The sequence below is a fragment of the Spiribacter onubensis genome, from assembly GCF_040838425.1.
GTDB classification, from domain to species: Bacteria; Pseudomonadota; Gammaproteobacteria; order Nitrococcales; family Nitrococcaceae; genus Spiribacter; species Spiribacter onubensis.
Genome location: NZ_JBAKFI010000004.1, coordinates 217,205 through 232,747, shown reverse-complemented (window position 1 = coordinate 232,747; position 15,543 = coordinate 217,205). Strand labels below are relative to the sequence as shown.

Sequence of the window (15,543 nt, the reverse complement as noted above, 5' to 3'; positions counted from 1 at the left end):
ATCCAGCCGTGTTAAACAAGTCGACCGCCGATGCGGGAGTGCACCGGCGGTCGATCCAGCTTTGCCGTTTCGAAACCTACTGTCGGGTTTCGCGCGACATACGGGCCTTTGGCTCATGCCGCTCGGCCGGCGCGCCGCTGCGCTTGACCAGCCGGATCTGGCCGAGGGGCTGCGAGTAGATGCGCGTCAGCTGATACTCGCTGACCCGCCGAGCCTCCTGGCGGCTCACACCGATGTCATCAAGCAGATGCCCGTTGAGGCGGCTCAGCGACTCGGCGGCACGGTTGCGGAGACGGTTGCGCAGCCAGTGGCCGATGGCCCGCGAGAGGCCCATCGGCGGCATGGCCGGCATGTAGATTTCGGTGTCGTGGCGATTTGTCTGGCCGACCATAGTGCTTCACCTCCGTTCAGTTGTGCTGAATGTGCATTGCGGGACGTCTTCGCCGTCCGTGGTGGATATTGTCTCTGTGGGAGTTTGTTCAGGCAACTGAAAAAGAATAAACTTTAGAGTGAATTTCGTTGATCCATATGGCCATCCTCGGGAGACCGCGATGTCCACACCCACGTCCCCCAATTCGCCGCAGGGGCTCCCCCTCCTCGATATGGAGATCCTCCGCACGTTCCTGGCGATTGCCGAGACCGGCAGCTTTTCGCGGGCCGCGCAGCAGATCTACCGGACGCCGTCTGCGGTGAGCATGCAGATCAAGCGACTCGAGGAAATGCTCGGCCGCGCCCTGTTCGTCCGGGAACCCCGTCAGGTCCATCTGACGCCGGAGGGCGAAACCATGCTGGGGTATGCCCGGCAGCTCCTGGAGCTCAATGACGAGGCGGTGGGTCAGTTCCTCTCACCGCAGGTGGGTGGCACCGTACGCCTCGGCGCACCGGATGATCTGGGGACGCGGGTTCTTCCGGGCATCCTCTCGCAGTTCAGTCGGAGCTTTCCGGCGGTCCAGGTCAACGTCCGGGTGGGGCGCAGTCCCGATCTGATGCGCCGGCTGGATATCGGCGAGCTGGATATCGCGCTGTTGATTGCCGAGGCGGGTAACCGCCCGCATCCGCTCGCCGAACCCATCTATCGCGAGCCGCTGGTCTGGACGGGGCGCGAGGGGGGAGTTGCCCTGCAGCGATCCCCGCTGCCAATCGCGGTGGCGGACCGCGGCTGCGCCTGGCGGCGCATGGCGCTGGAGGCGCTCAACCGGAGTGGGCATCGCTATCGGATCGCCTATACTTGTGAACACACCAGCGCGCAGGAGGCCGCCATCCTCCAGGATATCGCCATTACCCCCTTCCCCCGCGGTCTGGTGCAGTCGCCGCTGCGAGTCATCGAAGAGGAGGAAGCCGGGCTTTCCCCCCTGGGCGATTATGAGGTGCTGTTGCTGCGTATGCCGGCTCGGGGTGCCGCCGTCGAGGCACTGGCCCAGCATGTCGTGGACTACTTCGCCGGGACGCCCAATGGAGCGGCGGCCTGACCGGATCGGTGAATGTCCACCTCAGCCATCGGGCCGCTCGGCGACCCGGATCGCCGCGGTGAACGAGTAGCCTACTCCCCGAGCGGTCTGGATGGGACTGACTTCGCCGGTCTCTTCCTCGAGTTTGCTGCGCAGGCGTCGGACCAGCACCTCCATACGCCGCATGTCGTAGCTGCTCTCGTTGGCACCCAGATAGCGGATGATCTCACGCCGGTCCACGGCGCTGCCCGGCTCTCGCGCGAGTGCGTGCAGAAAGCCGAGTTCCGAGGCCGTCAACCGCACCTGCTGGCCAGTGGGCGGAACCAGTGTCCAGTTCAATAGATCCAGGGTCCACTGGTTGGTGCGCGGCAGCCGCTGGATGAGGTTTCGCACCGTCAGCGTCACCTCCTCCAGATTCAGCGGCTTCTGCAGGTAATCATCCGCTCCGAGCGTCCGCGCCTCGACCCGCGCCCGAGCCGACGGATGACCGGTGATGATGATCAGGCCCGTGTTCTGGGCGGGGCGATGTGATCTGAGCCATTCAAGCCCACCGACGCCCGGCAGTGTAAGATCAAGCAGTATCGTCAGCGTCTGGTTGGTTGACAGCCAGCGTTCCGCCGCCTCTACGGACGACAGCCCAACCGCCCGCATGCCCTCCATCTGAAGCGTGGTGACGATTGCGTCCTGCAATTCGGATTCGTCTTCAACGACCAGTGCATCGATCATTGCCTGTGTCCCTACAATGCTTTTCTGGTGCAGTATATCGCGCCATCGCTTGCTGGAACTTACCAAACCTGTCACCCATAATGTCGAGGGTTGAGCAATTGCGGATGATGACCTGTGTTTAGCAGACAACGCCCGCTGCCCCGATGCCCTGTCATGGCCGGGTGGTTGTGCGTGGTCGTGGGGATGGTACAGCCCGGATCGAGCGGCGCAACGTCAACCTGAGGCTGGGTCACGGCTTTGACCTCGCGGGCATGCCAGCCTATGCCTACGGAGAGTTGCCGCTGGTTGAGTACAGGGTCAGTGGCGAGGCTTCGTCCCGATTCGACCTGGATCCGGGCAGGGGCGCCGGGGATCTGGCATTGGCCCTGGCGGTCTGGCCCCATGCTGACCGGGAAAAGGGGCAGTACGTCGGCATGGCCGGTTATCTGATCGCCCCCACCGGCGAATACGAGGCCAGCCGCACCCTCGGAGCCAACCTCAACCCGGGCAGCAATCGCTATGCGGCCATACTCCAGGCCGGTGGTCAGCAGCGCCTTGGCGAGCACTTTGAATGGAATCTGGCCGCTGATGTGATGGTCTTCGGTGACAACGACGAGTATATCGGCGAGCGGGTCGCGGTCAGCCGCGCGGGTCTCCGGCCGGCGGATCCCACCACGCTTGAGGTCAAGCCCTACATCAGTTATCAGAGTTCGCTGGCCTGGCGTCCGCATCGCGCCGTGACCCTCGCCGCGAGTTACTATATCGAACGCGGTGCCGAGTCGCGCGTGGACGGCGGTGAGTGGGGGCCTTCCATCAATCGCGAGCGGTACGGGCTCTGGGGCTTGTTCGCGCTGTCACTGCGGACCCGGCTGAACATCAGCTACAAGCGGCCGGTGGATGACAGCAGCGCCCTCGAGCTGGATGACGCATTGCAGATCAGACTGGTGCGCTTCTTCTAGTCAATCCGCTGCCATAGCGCCGCGAGCTCGGCGCTGTTGGCCGCTCCCATCTTCTCGACCACGCGTGCCCGGTGGACCTCCACGGTGCGCACGGCGATATGCAGCGCATCGGCAATGGCCCGGTTGGTCATGCCCTGGCTCACGCAGCGGGCAATCTCGCGTTCGCGATCGCTGAGCTGCCCGGCGCGGGCCGAAATATCCCGGTGTGTCGCATAATCCCTCGCCCGGTCGAATGCTGTCGCAAGCGCCTGTTGCAGGGCCTCGGCGCCCACAGGTTTCTGCAGGAAATCCACCGCGCCGCGTTTCATGGCATCCACGGCGAGATCGACATCGCCATGACCGGTGAGAATGACGACGCCCAGGCAGGCACTCCCGGCCCGCAGACGCTCATGCACCGCGATGCCATCAAGCCCCGGCATGCGCATATCGAGAATGACCGCGGCGGGCTCCTGCAGGTTGGCACCGGCCAGGAAATCCTCCCCTCGCGACCAATAGATCACATCCAGATCGAGGCCTTCGAGCAGGTAGCGGCAAGCCTCGGCTACGCCGGCATCGTCATCGACCAGGTGAACGGGCAGGGCATTGATCATGGATTGGCATCCTCGGTACTGGCCGGCAGCATGAGTCGGATCTCGGCGCCGCCGCGTGCATGGTTGCCGATTTCAATGGCACCGCCTTGACGTTGCATGAGTCGCCGGCTGATGACCAGCCCCAGGCCAAGGCCCTCGGCGCGACTGCTGTCCAGTGGCATGAATGGCTGCGACAGGCGCTCGGCGTCGAAACCGCCGGCATTATCAGCAACCCTTATCGTCACCTGCGCCAGTTCGGCATCGTATTCGGCGTCGATGCGGATCCAGCCGACCCGCCGGTCGGCCTCGAAGGCATCCAGGCTGTTATCGATCAGATTGCCAAGGACCTGTTCCATGGCAAGCCGATTGCCCTGGACCGCGAGATCGGCGGGCCGGACTTTCCAGTCGAGTGCGATGGCGAGCCGGCGGACTCTGGGTTCGGCCAGTGCGACGGCGTCCCGGAGCAGACCTTTCAGCGGTACTCGTTCGATTTCCGGCGGTTCGCGTCTGATCCACTGCCTTGCCTGCTCGATGATGCCGGCGCCGCGGGCGGCCTCCCTGCCGATGCGGGAGAATGGCTCCAGCAGTGGGCTGTCCGGCGCCTGGCGTTCCAGTCGCAGGCGTCCGCCCTCGGCATAATGCCGGATCGCAGCCAAAGGCTGATTGAGCTCGTGGGCCAGGGTTGCCGCCAGCTCACCGGAAACGCTCAGGCTCTGGGCACTGGCAAGCTCGCGCTCGCGCTCGCGCAGCGCCAGCTGGGTCGACTGCAGGGCGCGGCCATGCCGGTGCGCCTGACGCTGGATCCAGGCGTGATAGAGCAGCCCACCCAACAGCAGCAGGACGGCGAACAGCGTGTAATGCCAGTATCGCTGCAGGGTGTCGCCAAGCCGGTCCAGCAGGGGCTCCTGCAGCGGATGCAGTCTAAGGTCGTCGAAGAGCGTGGCGACCCGGGCAGCGGATACCGGTGCGCCCCAGCGAGTAGTCCCGGGGCCTTCCATGTCCAGCAGCACGCGGGCCACATCGGCGGCCAGCGCCTCGGAGACATGCGGCAGAGCGGCAAAGGTCCAGTCCGGATAGGCTGGGGTGCTGGCGAGGCATCCACCGAGCTTCCCGTTGGACATGAGGGCGCGGTAGTCCTCAGGGGCTACCAGACCTTCGGCGGCCATCTGCTCGAGCATGCAGACCGGCATGATCGCCGCTTCAGCCTGACCGTCCCGGAGCTGATAGAGCAGGGCATCCACCGGATAGCCGAGAAACGCCAGGTCCAGCTCTCCCGGGTTGATGCCGGCAGATTCGAGCTGTGGCAACAACAGCAGGTAGCCGCCGAAGGCCTGCTCATGCACGGCGACAACGCGTTTCCCGATGAGCTGTTGGGCGCTCGTGTAGGGTGCGTCCTCGCGAACCAGCAGGACCGAGCCCAGGGCCTCTCGCGCCGAATCCGCCGGATTGGAGCGCAGCGTGGCCAGCCAGCTCAACGCATAGGGCGTGCCCAGCAGGACGAACTGCCCGGGGTTGGTGAGCACAAAATCGATGCGCCCCTTGGCGACCGCCTCGGCAATGCCCTCCAGCGTGAGGGCGCGGGGCTCAAACGAGGCGCGTGGGATGGCCTCGTCCAGCGCCTGCAGGGTGGATTGCCACTGCGCGAGCGCATGAGCCTCGCCGCGTGGCGCCAGGATGCCGATGATCACGGGCCCGCCATCCACCGGGGGCGGCTGGTTCGGGCGCTGTGTCATCTGCGCCACCGCCAGTCCATGACCGATCAGCGCCAGCGCCACGATGACGCGCAGAAAGCGCCGGCCTTGCGCGAAAGCTGAATATCGCTTGTTCCAGATCAAGGTCGGTCCGGCCTTGTGGTTTTCCACAATTCGGTGCGGGACGCGCAGGCCGGATGATGAGCTCAGCGTTTTAGTACGGAGTCGCATCATGGATCCATCCCGCAGACAGTTCCTGGGCAAGGCGGCGATCAGTGCCGGCGCCGCCGTGGTGCCGCTCGCCGATGTGGAGGCTGGCTTGAACGATCAGCCGTCTCGTCGCGGCGGCGATCCCGGCAAGCGCTATGGCATGGCGATTGATCTTCGCCGCTGCATCGGCTGCCAGGCCTGTACCGTAAGCTGCTCGATCGAGAACCAGCCGCCTGTCGGCCAGTTCCGTACCATCGTGCACCAGTACGAGGTCAAGGATAACGATTCCGAGGACACCGCGGCAGTGATGCTGCCGAGGTTGTGCAACCAGTGTGACAATCCGCCCTGTGTGCCGGTCTGCCCCGTGCAGGCCACCTGGCAGCGCAAGGACGGCATAGTCGTCGTGGACAGTGACCAGTGCGTCGGTTGCGGTTACTGCGTCCAGGCCTGCCCTTACGATGCGCGCTTCATCAATCACGACACCCAGGTGGCCGACAAGTGCAACTTCTGCGTCCATCGCCTGGAGGCCGGTCTGCTGCCGGCCTGCGTGGAGAGCTGCGTGGGTGGTGCCCGCATCATCGGTGACCTCAACGATCCCGATAGCCATATCAACCAGGTCCTGCGCGAGAACGACGACGATATCAAGGTGCTCAAGCCGGAGCTCAATACGCGGCCCCATGTCTTCTACATCGGCATGACGGATGCATTCATCGAGCGCATCCAGGGTGAGAGTGGGCTGTGGTTCGACGCCGAACATGGCGGCGTGATGGGAGCGGTATCATGAATGTCGCCGAGATCATCGTCCCGCAGCAGGAAGTGGCCTGGCTGCCCTGGGCCGTGCAGTACTTCTTCTTCGTGGGCCTCGCCGCCACCGCGGCCATCATTGCCGGCGCCGGTGAGTTCCTGCGCGGTGGTCGCTGGCAGCGGCTTCAGCCCGCGGCGCTGCTGGTGGCGGTCTCCACGGGGGTGGTCGCACCGATTGCCCTGCTCGCCGATCTGCATCAGCCCGGTCGGTTCTATCACTTCTATACCGACATCACCCCCTGGTCATGGATGTCTCTGGGCGCGCTGATTCTGCCGGTATTCATGACCGGGCTGATTGGCTACTGGGTCCTCTGGCAGCGCGAGCGCTTCAAAGAGCAGGGGGCGCCCCGGTGGCTGGCGCTCTGGACGGCGGGGCACTGGTCCGGTCGGCGCCTGAGGCCGTGGCTCGCCGCGCTCATGATCATCGGCGCGATCGGCATTCTGGTCTATACCGGCTCCGAGGTGATGATCGTCAAGGCCCGGGCGCTCTGGCACACCGAGTGGCTCATCCTGAACCTGGCGATGACCGCGTTCATGGGGAGTCTGGCGGCGATGCTCTATGCCCAGGCGCGGATCTTCAGAGCCACCGCCGGTGACCAGCGTTTCACGCTGCGTCTGTTCATGCTCGCGCTGCTGGGCACCGGGGCGGGTGCGCTGGGCTGGGCAGCGGGCGGCTGGATCACGGATTCAGTGTCGTTCCAGGCCTTCGCGCGCCTGATTGGACAGTTCGCCTACTGGCGTATCGTCTTCGCGCTGTCGGTGGGCGTCGGCATCTCGCTGCTTGTGGCGGCGCTGTGGATGCTGCGTACGCCCCGGGGCGTGGCGCTCTCCTGGTGGATGGCGCCGCTGGCGCTTCTGGCCGCCTGGTCGTTCCGTTGGGCGGTCCTGATGGATGTGCAGACGGTGCCCAAATATGGCGCCGGGCTCTATCCCTACCACTTGCCGTTGGGCAGCGATGGGCTGCTCGGCATTCTGGGCATCTTTGGTCTCTGGCTGGCGGTGATGATGGTCCTCCCCGGCATCATCGCCGGCCGTGAGGCCGCCAACGAATCAATGAAAATGAGCGAGGTGGCTCATGGATAACAAGCGCCGCAACCTTCTCAAGGGCAGTGCGGCCCTGGGTGGCCTGGGCGTGTTCGGCGCGGGCTACGTGGATCCGGTCAAGAAGGCAGCCCAGGGGCTGCTCAGTGGCAGTGCCGGCGAACCGACCACAGACCGCATTACCGGTAACGCCCTGCCACCGGAATTCCGCATCGACGCCGAGACCGGCGAGCTCATACCGGCCGAGGGTCAGGTAGTGAGCCTGACCCAGTGTCTCGGCTGCTGGACTCAGTGCGGTATCCGGGCGCGGGTGGACACAGTGAATAACCGCGTGCTTCGGATCGCCGGCAACCCCTATCATCCGCTCTCCCATGAAAAGCCGCAGGTCTACGATGCTCCGGTACGGGAGGCCTATACCGGTCTCGGTGGCGATCCTGGTATCGAGGGGCGCTCGGCGGCCTGCGCCCGGGGTGCGGCGATGCTTGAGCTGCTGGATAACCCCCAGCGCATCACACGGCCGATGAAACGGGTCGGGCCGCGTGGCAGCGGGCAGTGGCAGACGATCAGTTTCGAGCAGCTTATCGAGGAGGTCACCGAGGGCGGCGACCTGTTCGGTGAGGGCCGTGTGGATGGCCTGCGCGCCATCCACGATACCGAGACGCTGATGGATCCGGAAAACCCGGAGTACGGCCCCGTAGCGAACCGTCTGCTGGTCACCGACGCCGGTCCGGATGGCCGCCGGGCGATCGTCAAGCGCTTTACTTTCAATGCCTTCGGGACGCGCAACTTCGGTCATCACGGCTCTTACTGCGGCCTGGGCTACCGGGTGGGTTCCGGAGCGCTGTTCGATGACATGAAGGGCTTCACCCATGCCAAGCCGGACTGGGATCGTGCCCGTTTCGTCATCTTCATGGGGACGGCCCCCGCGCATGCCGGCAACCCCTACAAACAGCAGGGCCGTCAGCTTGCCAGCGCCCGTACCGACCGGCGCTTCGAGTATGTGGTGGTGGCGCCCTCGCTGCCGAACTCCTCAAGCCTGGCGACCCGCGGCAATAACAACTGGGTCCCGATTCGTCCGGCCGGAGATTCGGCGATGGCCATGGCCATGATCCGCTGGATCATCGATAACGAGCGATACGATCGCGATTACCTGATCCAGCCCGGTCCCGCCGCACAGGAAGCTGCGGGCGAACCGAGCTGGAGCAATGCCACCCATCTGGTGGTGAGCAGTGAGAACCATGCGCTGACCGGTCGCATCCTCCGCGGCCGTGATCTGGGCTGGACCGACAGCGCCGGCGACTCGGTGGTCGTCGATGCCGTTAGTGGCGAATGGATGGCACATACAATGCCGCGGCCGGCGGAGCTGTTCGTCACGCGGGAGGTCGTCCTCGCCGATGGATCCACCGTGACGGTGAAGTCCGCCATGCAGCGGCTTGCCGACGAGGCGCGGCGGCTGACGCTGTCCGAGTACAGCGCCGAGTGCGATGTCCCGGAGGCCACCATCGAGGCCCTGGCGCGCAAGTTCACCAGTTACGGCAAGCAGGCGGTGATCAACACCCACGGCGGGGTGATGAACGGCAGCGCCTTCTATACCTCGTATGCCATCGTCATGCTCAATGCCATGGTGGGTAATCTGAATGCCCCGGGCGGGACCTTCGTCAAGGGCAAGCCCTATACCAACACCGGCGCCGGCGAGCGCTACGACATGGCCAACTTCCCCGGCAAGATCGGGCCGAAGGGCATTTTTCTGTCGCGCAGCCGCACCACCTATGAGGCGAGCAGCGAGTTCCGCCGCAAGGTCGAGTCGGGGCGCAATCCCTATCCAGCCAAGGCGCCGTGGTATCCGGTCTCACCCCCGCTTTTCACCGAGCATCTCTGCTCGGCCCTGGAAGGCTATCCCTACCAGGCCAAGATCTGGATCAATCATATGGGCAACCCGATCTACGGCCAGGCCGGGCTGCGCGAGGCGATCGACCAGCGCCTCAAGGATCCGGGCCGGATCGGGCTCATTATCGGTATCGAGCCGTTCATCAACGAGACCAACGCCTATGCGGACTATCTGGTTCCGGATCTGGTGACCTACGAGGGATGGGGCTTCTCCAAGGCCTGGGCCGGCGTCAAGCAGCGCATGACCAGTGCCCGCTGGCCCGTCGTCGAGCCGCGGGTCGAAAAGACCGCCGACGGCGAACCGATCAGCATGGAGGCGTTCCTGATTGCGGTTTCCAAGCGGCTTGGGCTGCCGGGGTTCGGGGACAACGCGATTCCCGATGCCGATGGCAATCTGCACCCGCTCAACACCGCGGCTGACTGGTACCTGCGCGGGGCAGCCAATGTGGCCTGGGACGGTGGTCCGGTGCCGGAGGCTGCGGAGGACGACATGCGGCTGACCGGCGTCGATCGGATCGCACCGGTGTTGCAGGCGCATCTCAAGCCCGAGGAGTGGCGTCGGGCGGCCTACGTGTTCTGCCGTGGCGGTCGGTTTGGTGAGGCACCCGCGAAGGATGCAGGCCCGGTGACGCATTGGCAGCGGCCGGCGACGATCTGGAACGAAAAGGTGGGCAGTAACCGGCATTCGCTGACGGGCGATTACTTTACCGGTTGTCCTACCTGGCATCCGCCGCGCTTCGCCGACGGTTCACGCGTGGAGCGGCATTATCCGGTGGACCAGTGGCCGCTACGCCTTACTTCTTACAAGTCGCATCTACAAAGCCCGCATTCCATCGCCGCCTCGAGGCTGCGGCAGATCCACCCGTATAACCCGGTGGGGATCAACACCCGAGACGCAGAGGCGGCCGGGATTCAGACCGGTGACCGGGTCCGTCTGGTCACACCCGGTGGCTCGGTGGAGGGCGTGGCGTTGCTGCGTGACGGCGTCAAGCGCGGCGCGGTGGCCATCGAACATGGCTACGGCCACCGCGAGCTCGGCGCCCGCACCCATACAGTCGACGGCACGCCACTCCCCGGCGACGAGGCCATCGGTGCCGGCGTCAACCTCAATGATCTGGGGCTCGTCGACCCCACCCATAGCTCGGGCAACGCCTGGGTGGACTGGGTGACCGGCGCATCGGTCCGACAGGCGCTGCCCGCGCGTATTGAAAAAGTGGGCTAACGGCCTGCGGCCGGCCTGCCCGCCGAGTCACGGGCAGGGGTTGGGTGCCTCGGCGTGAATCGCTTCGATGGCGTCGACGACCTCCTGGCTCAGCGTGAGATCGGCACTGTCGATGTCGTTCTCGAGCTGCGCCAGGGTGGTGGCACCGATGATATTACTGGTCACGAACGGCCGCGATGTGACCCATTCGAGGGCCATCTGGGCCGGATCAAGGCCGTGCTCACGCGCGACGTTGACGTAGGCCTCAGTGGCTCGGATGCCCGGGTCCCTGGTGTAGCGGGTGAAGCGGTCAAATAGCGTCAGTCGGGCGTTTTCCGGCCGCTCGCCGCCCAGATACTTGCCGCTCAGCACGCCGAAGGCGAGCGGCGAATAGGGCAGCAGGCTCACCGCCTCGCGGTGCGAGACCTCCGCCAGGCCCACCTCGTAACTGCGGTTGAGCAGGTTGTAGGGGTTCTGGACACTGACCATGCGCGGCAGGCCGTGACGTTCGGCCAGCTCGAGGAATTTCATCGTGCCCCAGGCGGATTCGTTGGAAAGCCCTACATATCGGATCTTGCCGGCGTCGACCATCTTCTGGAGCGACTCCAGAACCGCCAGCATCTCGGGGACGGGATCCGCCTCGTCGGGCTCCGGCGTAAAGCCGAGTCTGCCGAAGAAGTTGCTGTTCCGGGCCGGCCAGTGGAGCTGATAGAGATCGATGACGTCGGTGCGCAGGCGCTGCAGCGACTCGTCCACCGCGGTCTCGATGTTGGCCAGGCTGTAGTCACCCTTGCCGTCGCGCACCGTGCCGAGACCCGGGCCGGCGATCTTGGTGGCGATGATGAGATCGTCACGCCGGCCGCGCGCCGCGAGCCAGTTGCCGATCATGGTCTCTGTGGCGCCCTGGGTATCCTTCTCCGGTGGTACCGGATACATCTCCGCGGTGTCGATGAAGTTGATACCACGCTCGACGGCCAGGTCGAGCTGCGAGGAGGCCTCCTCCTGAGTGTTCTGTTTGCCATAGGTCATGGTCCCCAGGCACAGGGCGCTGACCTCGAGGTCGGTATTGCCAAGCTTGCGGTATTCCAAGATCTGACTCCTGTCGAATCGTCAATCCGGCGTTGAATACGGAATCGGGACAGTGTGAATCGCAGGGGCGGCTCTTGCCAGTCCGTCCGGGGAATATCGAAACCATCCGGTACGTTCGTTAGACTGCGCCCTCATTCGAACCGGTGTATACCAATGCGCATTTTCAGCCGTTTTGCCTGTGCCGCCGTGCTCGGGTTGGGGGTGGGTTTCGCCCAGGCCCAGTCGCCGGTGGTGGTCTCCTCGAAGATCGATACCGAAGGGTCGGTGCTGGGTCAGCTCATCATCCAGACCCTGGAAGCCAATGGCGTTCCTACGGAAAACCGCCTGCAACTGGGGGGGACCAGTATCGTGCGCGAGGCGATCAAGGCCGGCGAGATCGATCTCTATCCGGAGTACACCGGCAATGGGGCGTTCTTCTTTGACCGCGCCGATGCGCCCGGGTGGAACGACGCCGACACCGCCTACGAGATGGTGAGCGAACTCGACCGGGAGCGTAACGACCTGATCTGGCTGGAGCCCGCTCAGGCCAACAATACCTGGGCGATGAGCGTGCGCCGTGATCTGGCCGAGGCAGAGGGCCTGGAGACCCTGGATGACCTGGCCGCCTATCTGGACGACGGTGGCGACTTCCGGTTTGCCGCCAGTGCGGAGTTCGTCGACTCGGAATCGGCCCTCCCTGCCTTCCAGTCCGCCTATGGGTTTGAGCTCTCCTCGGACCAGCTGCTCACGCTCTCCGGCGGTGATACCGCGGCGACCATGCGGGCCGCGGCGCAGCCGGACAATGACGTCAACGGTGCGATGACCTATGGCACCGATGGGGGCGTCAATGCCCTGGGTCTGGTGGTGCTCGAGGATACGCGGGGTGTCCAGCCGGTCTATCAGCCGACGCCGGTGGTCCGCGCCGGGGTACTGGAGGCCTATCCGCAGATTGCCGATTCCCTCGCGCCACTGTTTTCGCAGCTGGATCTGGAGACGCTGCAGCAACTCAATGCCCGTGTGGCCGTGGAAGGACAACCCGCCCGCGACGTGGCCGCGGATTTTCTCGAGCAGATGAACGACTGAGCCGGGCACGCTGGCGCCCGTCATGATGCGGACCAATCGGGTCAGCCTGTTCCTGGCTCTGCTCGCGCTGCTCGGTGTTGTCGGGCTGGATGCCGTGCGCATCCAGCCGAACCGGATCGTGGCCGGCACGGGCCACAGTCTATTGCAGGCGCTCGGGCCTGGCGGCCTGATCGCGGTCTGTCTGCCACTCGGGTTGATCGCTCTGCTCGCCCTGCGCTCCACCCGCACCGGAGCCGGGATCATGCTCGCCCTGGTCATGGCGCTGCTCCTGGCTTTGCCGTGGGGTCTGGGTGCTGCGGTCGGGGCATTCATCGAACCGGGCCAGAACGCCGCGCGCGCCGCCATTGCCGGCGGGACCTGGCTGCTCGGCTTTGCGCTGATGCTGATGCTGGTGGATCTTCGCCAGCGCCTTCGAATGAGGGCTGGCCCGACTGGTCTGCTCTGGGGGTTTGGTCTGGCCTCCCTGGTCATGTCGCTGACCAGTGGCTGGCTGGATCAGCTGGCACTGATCCGTGAGTATCTGGGGCGGAGCGAGTCCTTCCTCGACGCCGTGATCGAGCATCTGGTGCTGGTGGGCCTGGCGGTCGGTGCCAGTCTCGTGATCGCGGTAGCGCTCGCGCTCTGGATGCGTCGTATGCCCCGCGTACGGCAGGGGACGCTGGGGGTGCTGAGCTTTATCCAGACCATCCCGAGCCTGGCGCTGTTCGGATTGCTGCTGGCGCCCCTTGCCTGGCTCGCCGCGCGCTATCCGCTGCTCTCGGAGCTGGGCATCCAGGGCATCGGCCTGGCGCCGGCATTGCTGGCGCTGGTGGGGTACAGCCTGTTGCCCATGACCCGCAATACCTACATTGCTCTCGAGAGTGTCGATGACGCGGTCATCGAGTCGGCCCGTGGCATGGGCATGGGGCCGCTGCAGGTCTTCTTCCGGGTTCGTCTGCCGCTGGCCCTGCCGCTGCTGATCGAGGGCGTCCGCATCACCACGGTTCAGGCCATCGGCCTTGCGGCCGTGGCCGCGCTGATCGGCGCCGGGGGCCTCGGGACGTTCATTTTCCAGGGGTTGGGGCAGGCGGCGATGAACCTGGTCATGCTCGGGGCGCTGCCCATCGTCATTATGGCGATGCTGGTGGACGCACTGCTCAAGGGGCTGGCCGGTGCACTGCGCCGCGGAGACAGCGATGATCGAGCTTGATGGCGTCAGCAAGTATTTTGGCGACGAGGCCGCGGTGGATGGCATCTCGCTGACCATCCCCGACGGTAGCCTCTGTGTGCTGGTGGGGACGTCCGGCTGCGGCAAGTCGACGACACTGCGCATGATCAATCGCCTGATCGAGCACAGTGCCGGCGAAATCCGCATCGACGGCCATCAGATCCGCAGCTTCAACGAGGAAACGCTGCGCCGTCGCATCGGCTATGCCATTCAGAACACGGGCCTTTTCCCGCACTGGACCGTCGCGCGCAATATTGGTGTCGTCCCCCGCCTGCTGAAGTGGGAAAAGGCCATTGTCGAGCGCCGGGTCGAGGAGCTCATGACCCTGCTCGGGCTCGACGTCGACGAGTTCGCTGGTAAATATCCTCACCAGCTCTCGGGCGGCCAGGCACAAAGGGTGGGGGTGGCGAGAGCGCTCGCTGCCGATCCCGGGATCCTGCTGATGGACGAGCCCTTCGGTGCACTGGATCCGATCACCCGCTCGAGCCTTCAGGCGGAGTTGCTGCGGATCCAGTCACATATCCGCAAGACCATCGTGTTCGTCACCCATGACATGGACGAGGCGCTGCGTCTCGCGGACCATATCGTGGTGATGCGGGCTGGACGGATCATCCAGCAGGGCGCGCCGGCCGACATCCTGGCGCATCCGACGGATGACTTCGTCGAGACGCTGGTGGGTGGGCGCGATCGCGGCCTGAAGCGCGCCGCGCTGACCCGGGTTGGCGACATGATGGACCCTGCCGGCGATGATGCCCCCGCCGCCGCAGCCGTGACGCCTGATGACAGCATGCGTCTCGCGGTCTCCCTGATGCTCTGGCATGGGGTATCGCGGCTGGCGGTGGTGGATGAGGCGGGCCAGCGCGTCGGGACCCTGCCGTTATCGCGGCTGGTCGACCAGGCCGAATGATGCGCTTCCTGCCGCCACTCATCTGGATGGCGTTGCTACTGGCAGCGGCATGGCTGATGCCGGCACTGAAACCGGTGTTCCAGGCGCTGGCCCCGGATCGCCGCACGGTCATCTATCCCCGGGACACGTTCCTCTCGCTGCTCGGCGAGCATGTGGTCATCGTCGCTGTGGCGGCGGTAATAGCTATCCTGATTGGTGTCGGCGCGGCGATTCTGGTCACTCGCCGGATGGGGGAAGAGTTCCTGCCGCTGGTCAGCCAGCTCGCTTCCATCGGTCAGACGTTTCCGCCGGTGGCGGTGCTGGCGCTTTCCGTTCCCGCCCTCGGCTACGGTGCCGAGGCCGTGATCATGGCGCTCGTGCTCTATGGGCTGCTGCCGATCGTGCGCAATACACTGGCCGGGCTGCAGTCGGTGGATCGAGGCGTGATCGAGTCGGCCCGCGGGATCGGCCTCAGTCCGCGGCAGGTGTTATTGCGGGTGGAGTTGCCCATCGCTGCCCCGGCGATTCTCGGGGGGATCCGTACGTCGGTGACCATCAGCATCGCCACCGCCGCGATCGGCTCGACCATTGGTGCCAACACCCTTGGAGATCCGATCATCTCGGGCATCGTCAATAACAACATCGCCTTTACGCTGCAGGGCGCGGTGCTGATCGGGCTTCTGGCGGTGACCGTCGACAGCGCCTTCAGCCGGATTCGCTAGCAGCGCATGACTCAGAGGGTTGGTGGGCGGTGCTGGGATCGAACCAGCGACCCCTGCCGTGT

14 protein-coding genes are annotated in these 15,543 nt (G+C 65.2%); 9 read left to right on the top strand and 5 right to left on the bottom strand.

The annotated features are described in order from the left end of the window. Positions 1-76: 76 nt before the first annotated feature. Positions 77-391 (bottom strand): DUF1127 domain-containing protein, encoded by a 315-nt coding sequence (locus V6X63_RS08860; protein WP_367978675.1) that lies wholly within the window; start codon positions 389-391, stop codon positions 77-79. 160 nt (positions 392-551) lie between these two features. Between V6X63_RS08860 and V6X63_RS08855 the strand changes: the two genes are divergently transcribed. Further along, on the top strand, positions 552-1,469 hold the full coding sequence (locus V6X63_RS08855) for a LysR substrate-binding domain-containing protein (RefSeq protein ID WP_367966229.1): 918 nt from the start codon (positions 552-554) through the stop codon (positions 1,467-1,469). Between the two features lie 21 nt (positions 1,470-1,490). Here the strand turns inward: V6X63_RS08855 and V6X63_RS08850 are convergent, their stop codons facing one another. After that, positions 1,491-2,174 carry a response regulator transcription factor gene (locus tag V6X63_RS08850; protein WP_367966230.1) on the bottom strand — a complete coding sequence of 228 codons (684 nt, stop codon included), beginning with the start codon at positions 2,172-2,174 and terminating at the stop codon, positions 1,491-1,493. A gap of 143 nt (positions 2,175-2,317) precedes the next feature. Here V6X63_RS08850 and V6X63_RS08845 point away from each other — a divergent pair, with 143 nt between their 5' ends. Further along, positions 2,318-3,112, top strand: a complete 795-nt coding sequence (locus tag V6X63_RS08845) for a transporter (protein ID WP_367978674.1) — start codon at positions 2,318-2,320, stop codon at positions 3,110-3,112. Here the strand turns inward: V6X63_RS08845 and V6X63_RS08840 are convergent. Continuing rightward, a complete protein-coding gene (locus V6X63_RS08840) occupies positions 3,109-3,702 on the bottom strand; it encodes a response regulator (RefSeq protein ID WP_367966232.1) in 594 nt (197 codons plus the stop codon). The genes V6X63_RS08845 and V6X63_RS08840 overlap by 4 nt on opposite strands. Next, positions 3,699-5,516 (bottom strand): PhnD/SsuA/transferrin family substrate-binding protein, encoded by a 1,818-nt coding sequence (locus tag V6X63_RS08835; protein WP_367978673.1) that lies wholly within the window; start codon positions 5,514-5,516, stop codon positions 3,699-3,701. The genes V6X63_RS08840 and V6X63_RS08835 overlap by 4 nt, the downstream gene beginning before the upstream one ends. 88 nt (positions 5,517-5,604) lie before the next feature. Between V6X63_RS08835 and dsrO the strand changes: the two genes are divergently transcribed. From dsrO to V6X63_RS08820, 3 genes are read left to right on the top strand one after another with little or no spacing between them, the layout of a single operon-like run. Beyond that, a complete protein-coding gene (dsrO, locus tag V6X63_RS08830; protein ID WP_367978672.1) occupies positions 5,605-6,366 on the top strand; it encodes a sulfate reduction electron transfer complex DsrMKJOP subunit DsrO in 762 nt (253 codons plus the stop codon). Beyond that, positions 6,363-7,469, top strand: coding sequence for an NrfD/PsrC family molybdoenzyme membrane anchor subunit (gene nrfD, locus V6X63_RS08825; protein ID WP_367966235.1), 1,107 nt, complete (start codon positions 6,363-6,365; stop codon positions 7,467-7,469). Before dsrO ends, nrfD begins: the two co-directional genes overlap by 4 nt. Further along, on the top strand, positions 7,462-10,536 hold the full coding sequence (locus V6X63_RS08820; RefSeq protein ID WP_367978671.1) for a tetrathionate reductase subunit A: 3,075 nt from the start codon (positions 7,462-7,464) through the stop codon (positions 10,534-10,536). The genes nrfD and V6X63_RS08820 overlap by 8 nt, the downstream gene beginning before the upstream one ends. Before the next feature lie 27 nt (positions 10,537-10,563). Here the strand turns inward: V6X63_RS08820 and V6X63_RS08815 are convergent, their stop codons facing one another. Next, positions 10,564-11,604: an NADP(H)-dependent aldo-keto reductase gene (locus V6X63_RS08815; protein WP_367978670.1), complete on the bottom strand. Its 1,041-nt coding sequence runs from the start codon at positions 11,602-11,604 to the stop codon at positions 10,564-10,566. 153 nt (positions 11,605-11,757) lie between these two features. Between V6X63_RS08815 and osmF the strand changes: the two genes are divergently transcribed. The 4 genes from osmF to V6X63_RS08795 are packed head-to-tail and all read left to right on the top strand — an operon-like array spanning position 11,758 to position 15,481. Next, on the top strand, positions 11,758-12,666 hold the full coding sequence (gene osmF, locus V6X63_RS08810; protein ID WP_367966238.1) for a glycine betaine ABC transporter substrate-binding protein OsmF: 909 nt from the start codon (positions 11,758-11,760) through the stop codon (positions 12,664-12,666). A 22-nt stretch (positions 12,667-12,688) separates the two neighbouring features. Further along, positions 12,689-13,855, top strand: a complete 1,167-nt coding sequence (locus tag V6X63_RS08805) for an ABC transporter permease (RefSeq protein ID WP_367978669.1) — start codon at positions 12,689-12,691, stop codon at positions 13,853-13,855. Then, positions 13,842-14,780, top strand: coding sequence for an ABC transporter ATP-binding protein (locus V6X63_RS08800; RefSeq protein ID WP_367978668.1), 939 nt, complete (start codon positions 13,842-13,844; stop codon positions 14,778-14,780). The genes V6X63_RS08805 and V6X63_RS08800 overlap by 14 nt, the downstream gene beginning before the upstream one ends. Continuing rightward, positions 14,777-15,481: an ABC transporter permease gene (locus V6X63_RS08795; RefSeq protein ID WP_367966241.1), complete on the top strand. Its 705-nt coding sequence runs from the start codon at positions 14,777-14,779 to the stop codon at positions 15,479-15,481. The genes V6X63_RS08800 and V6X63_RS08795 overlap by 4 nt, the downstream gene beginning before the upstream one ends. Positions 15,482-15,543 lie beyond the last annotated feature (62 nt).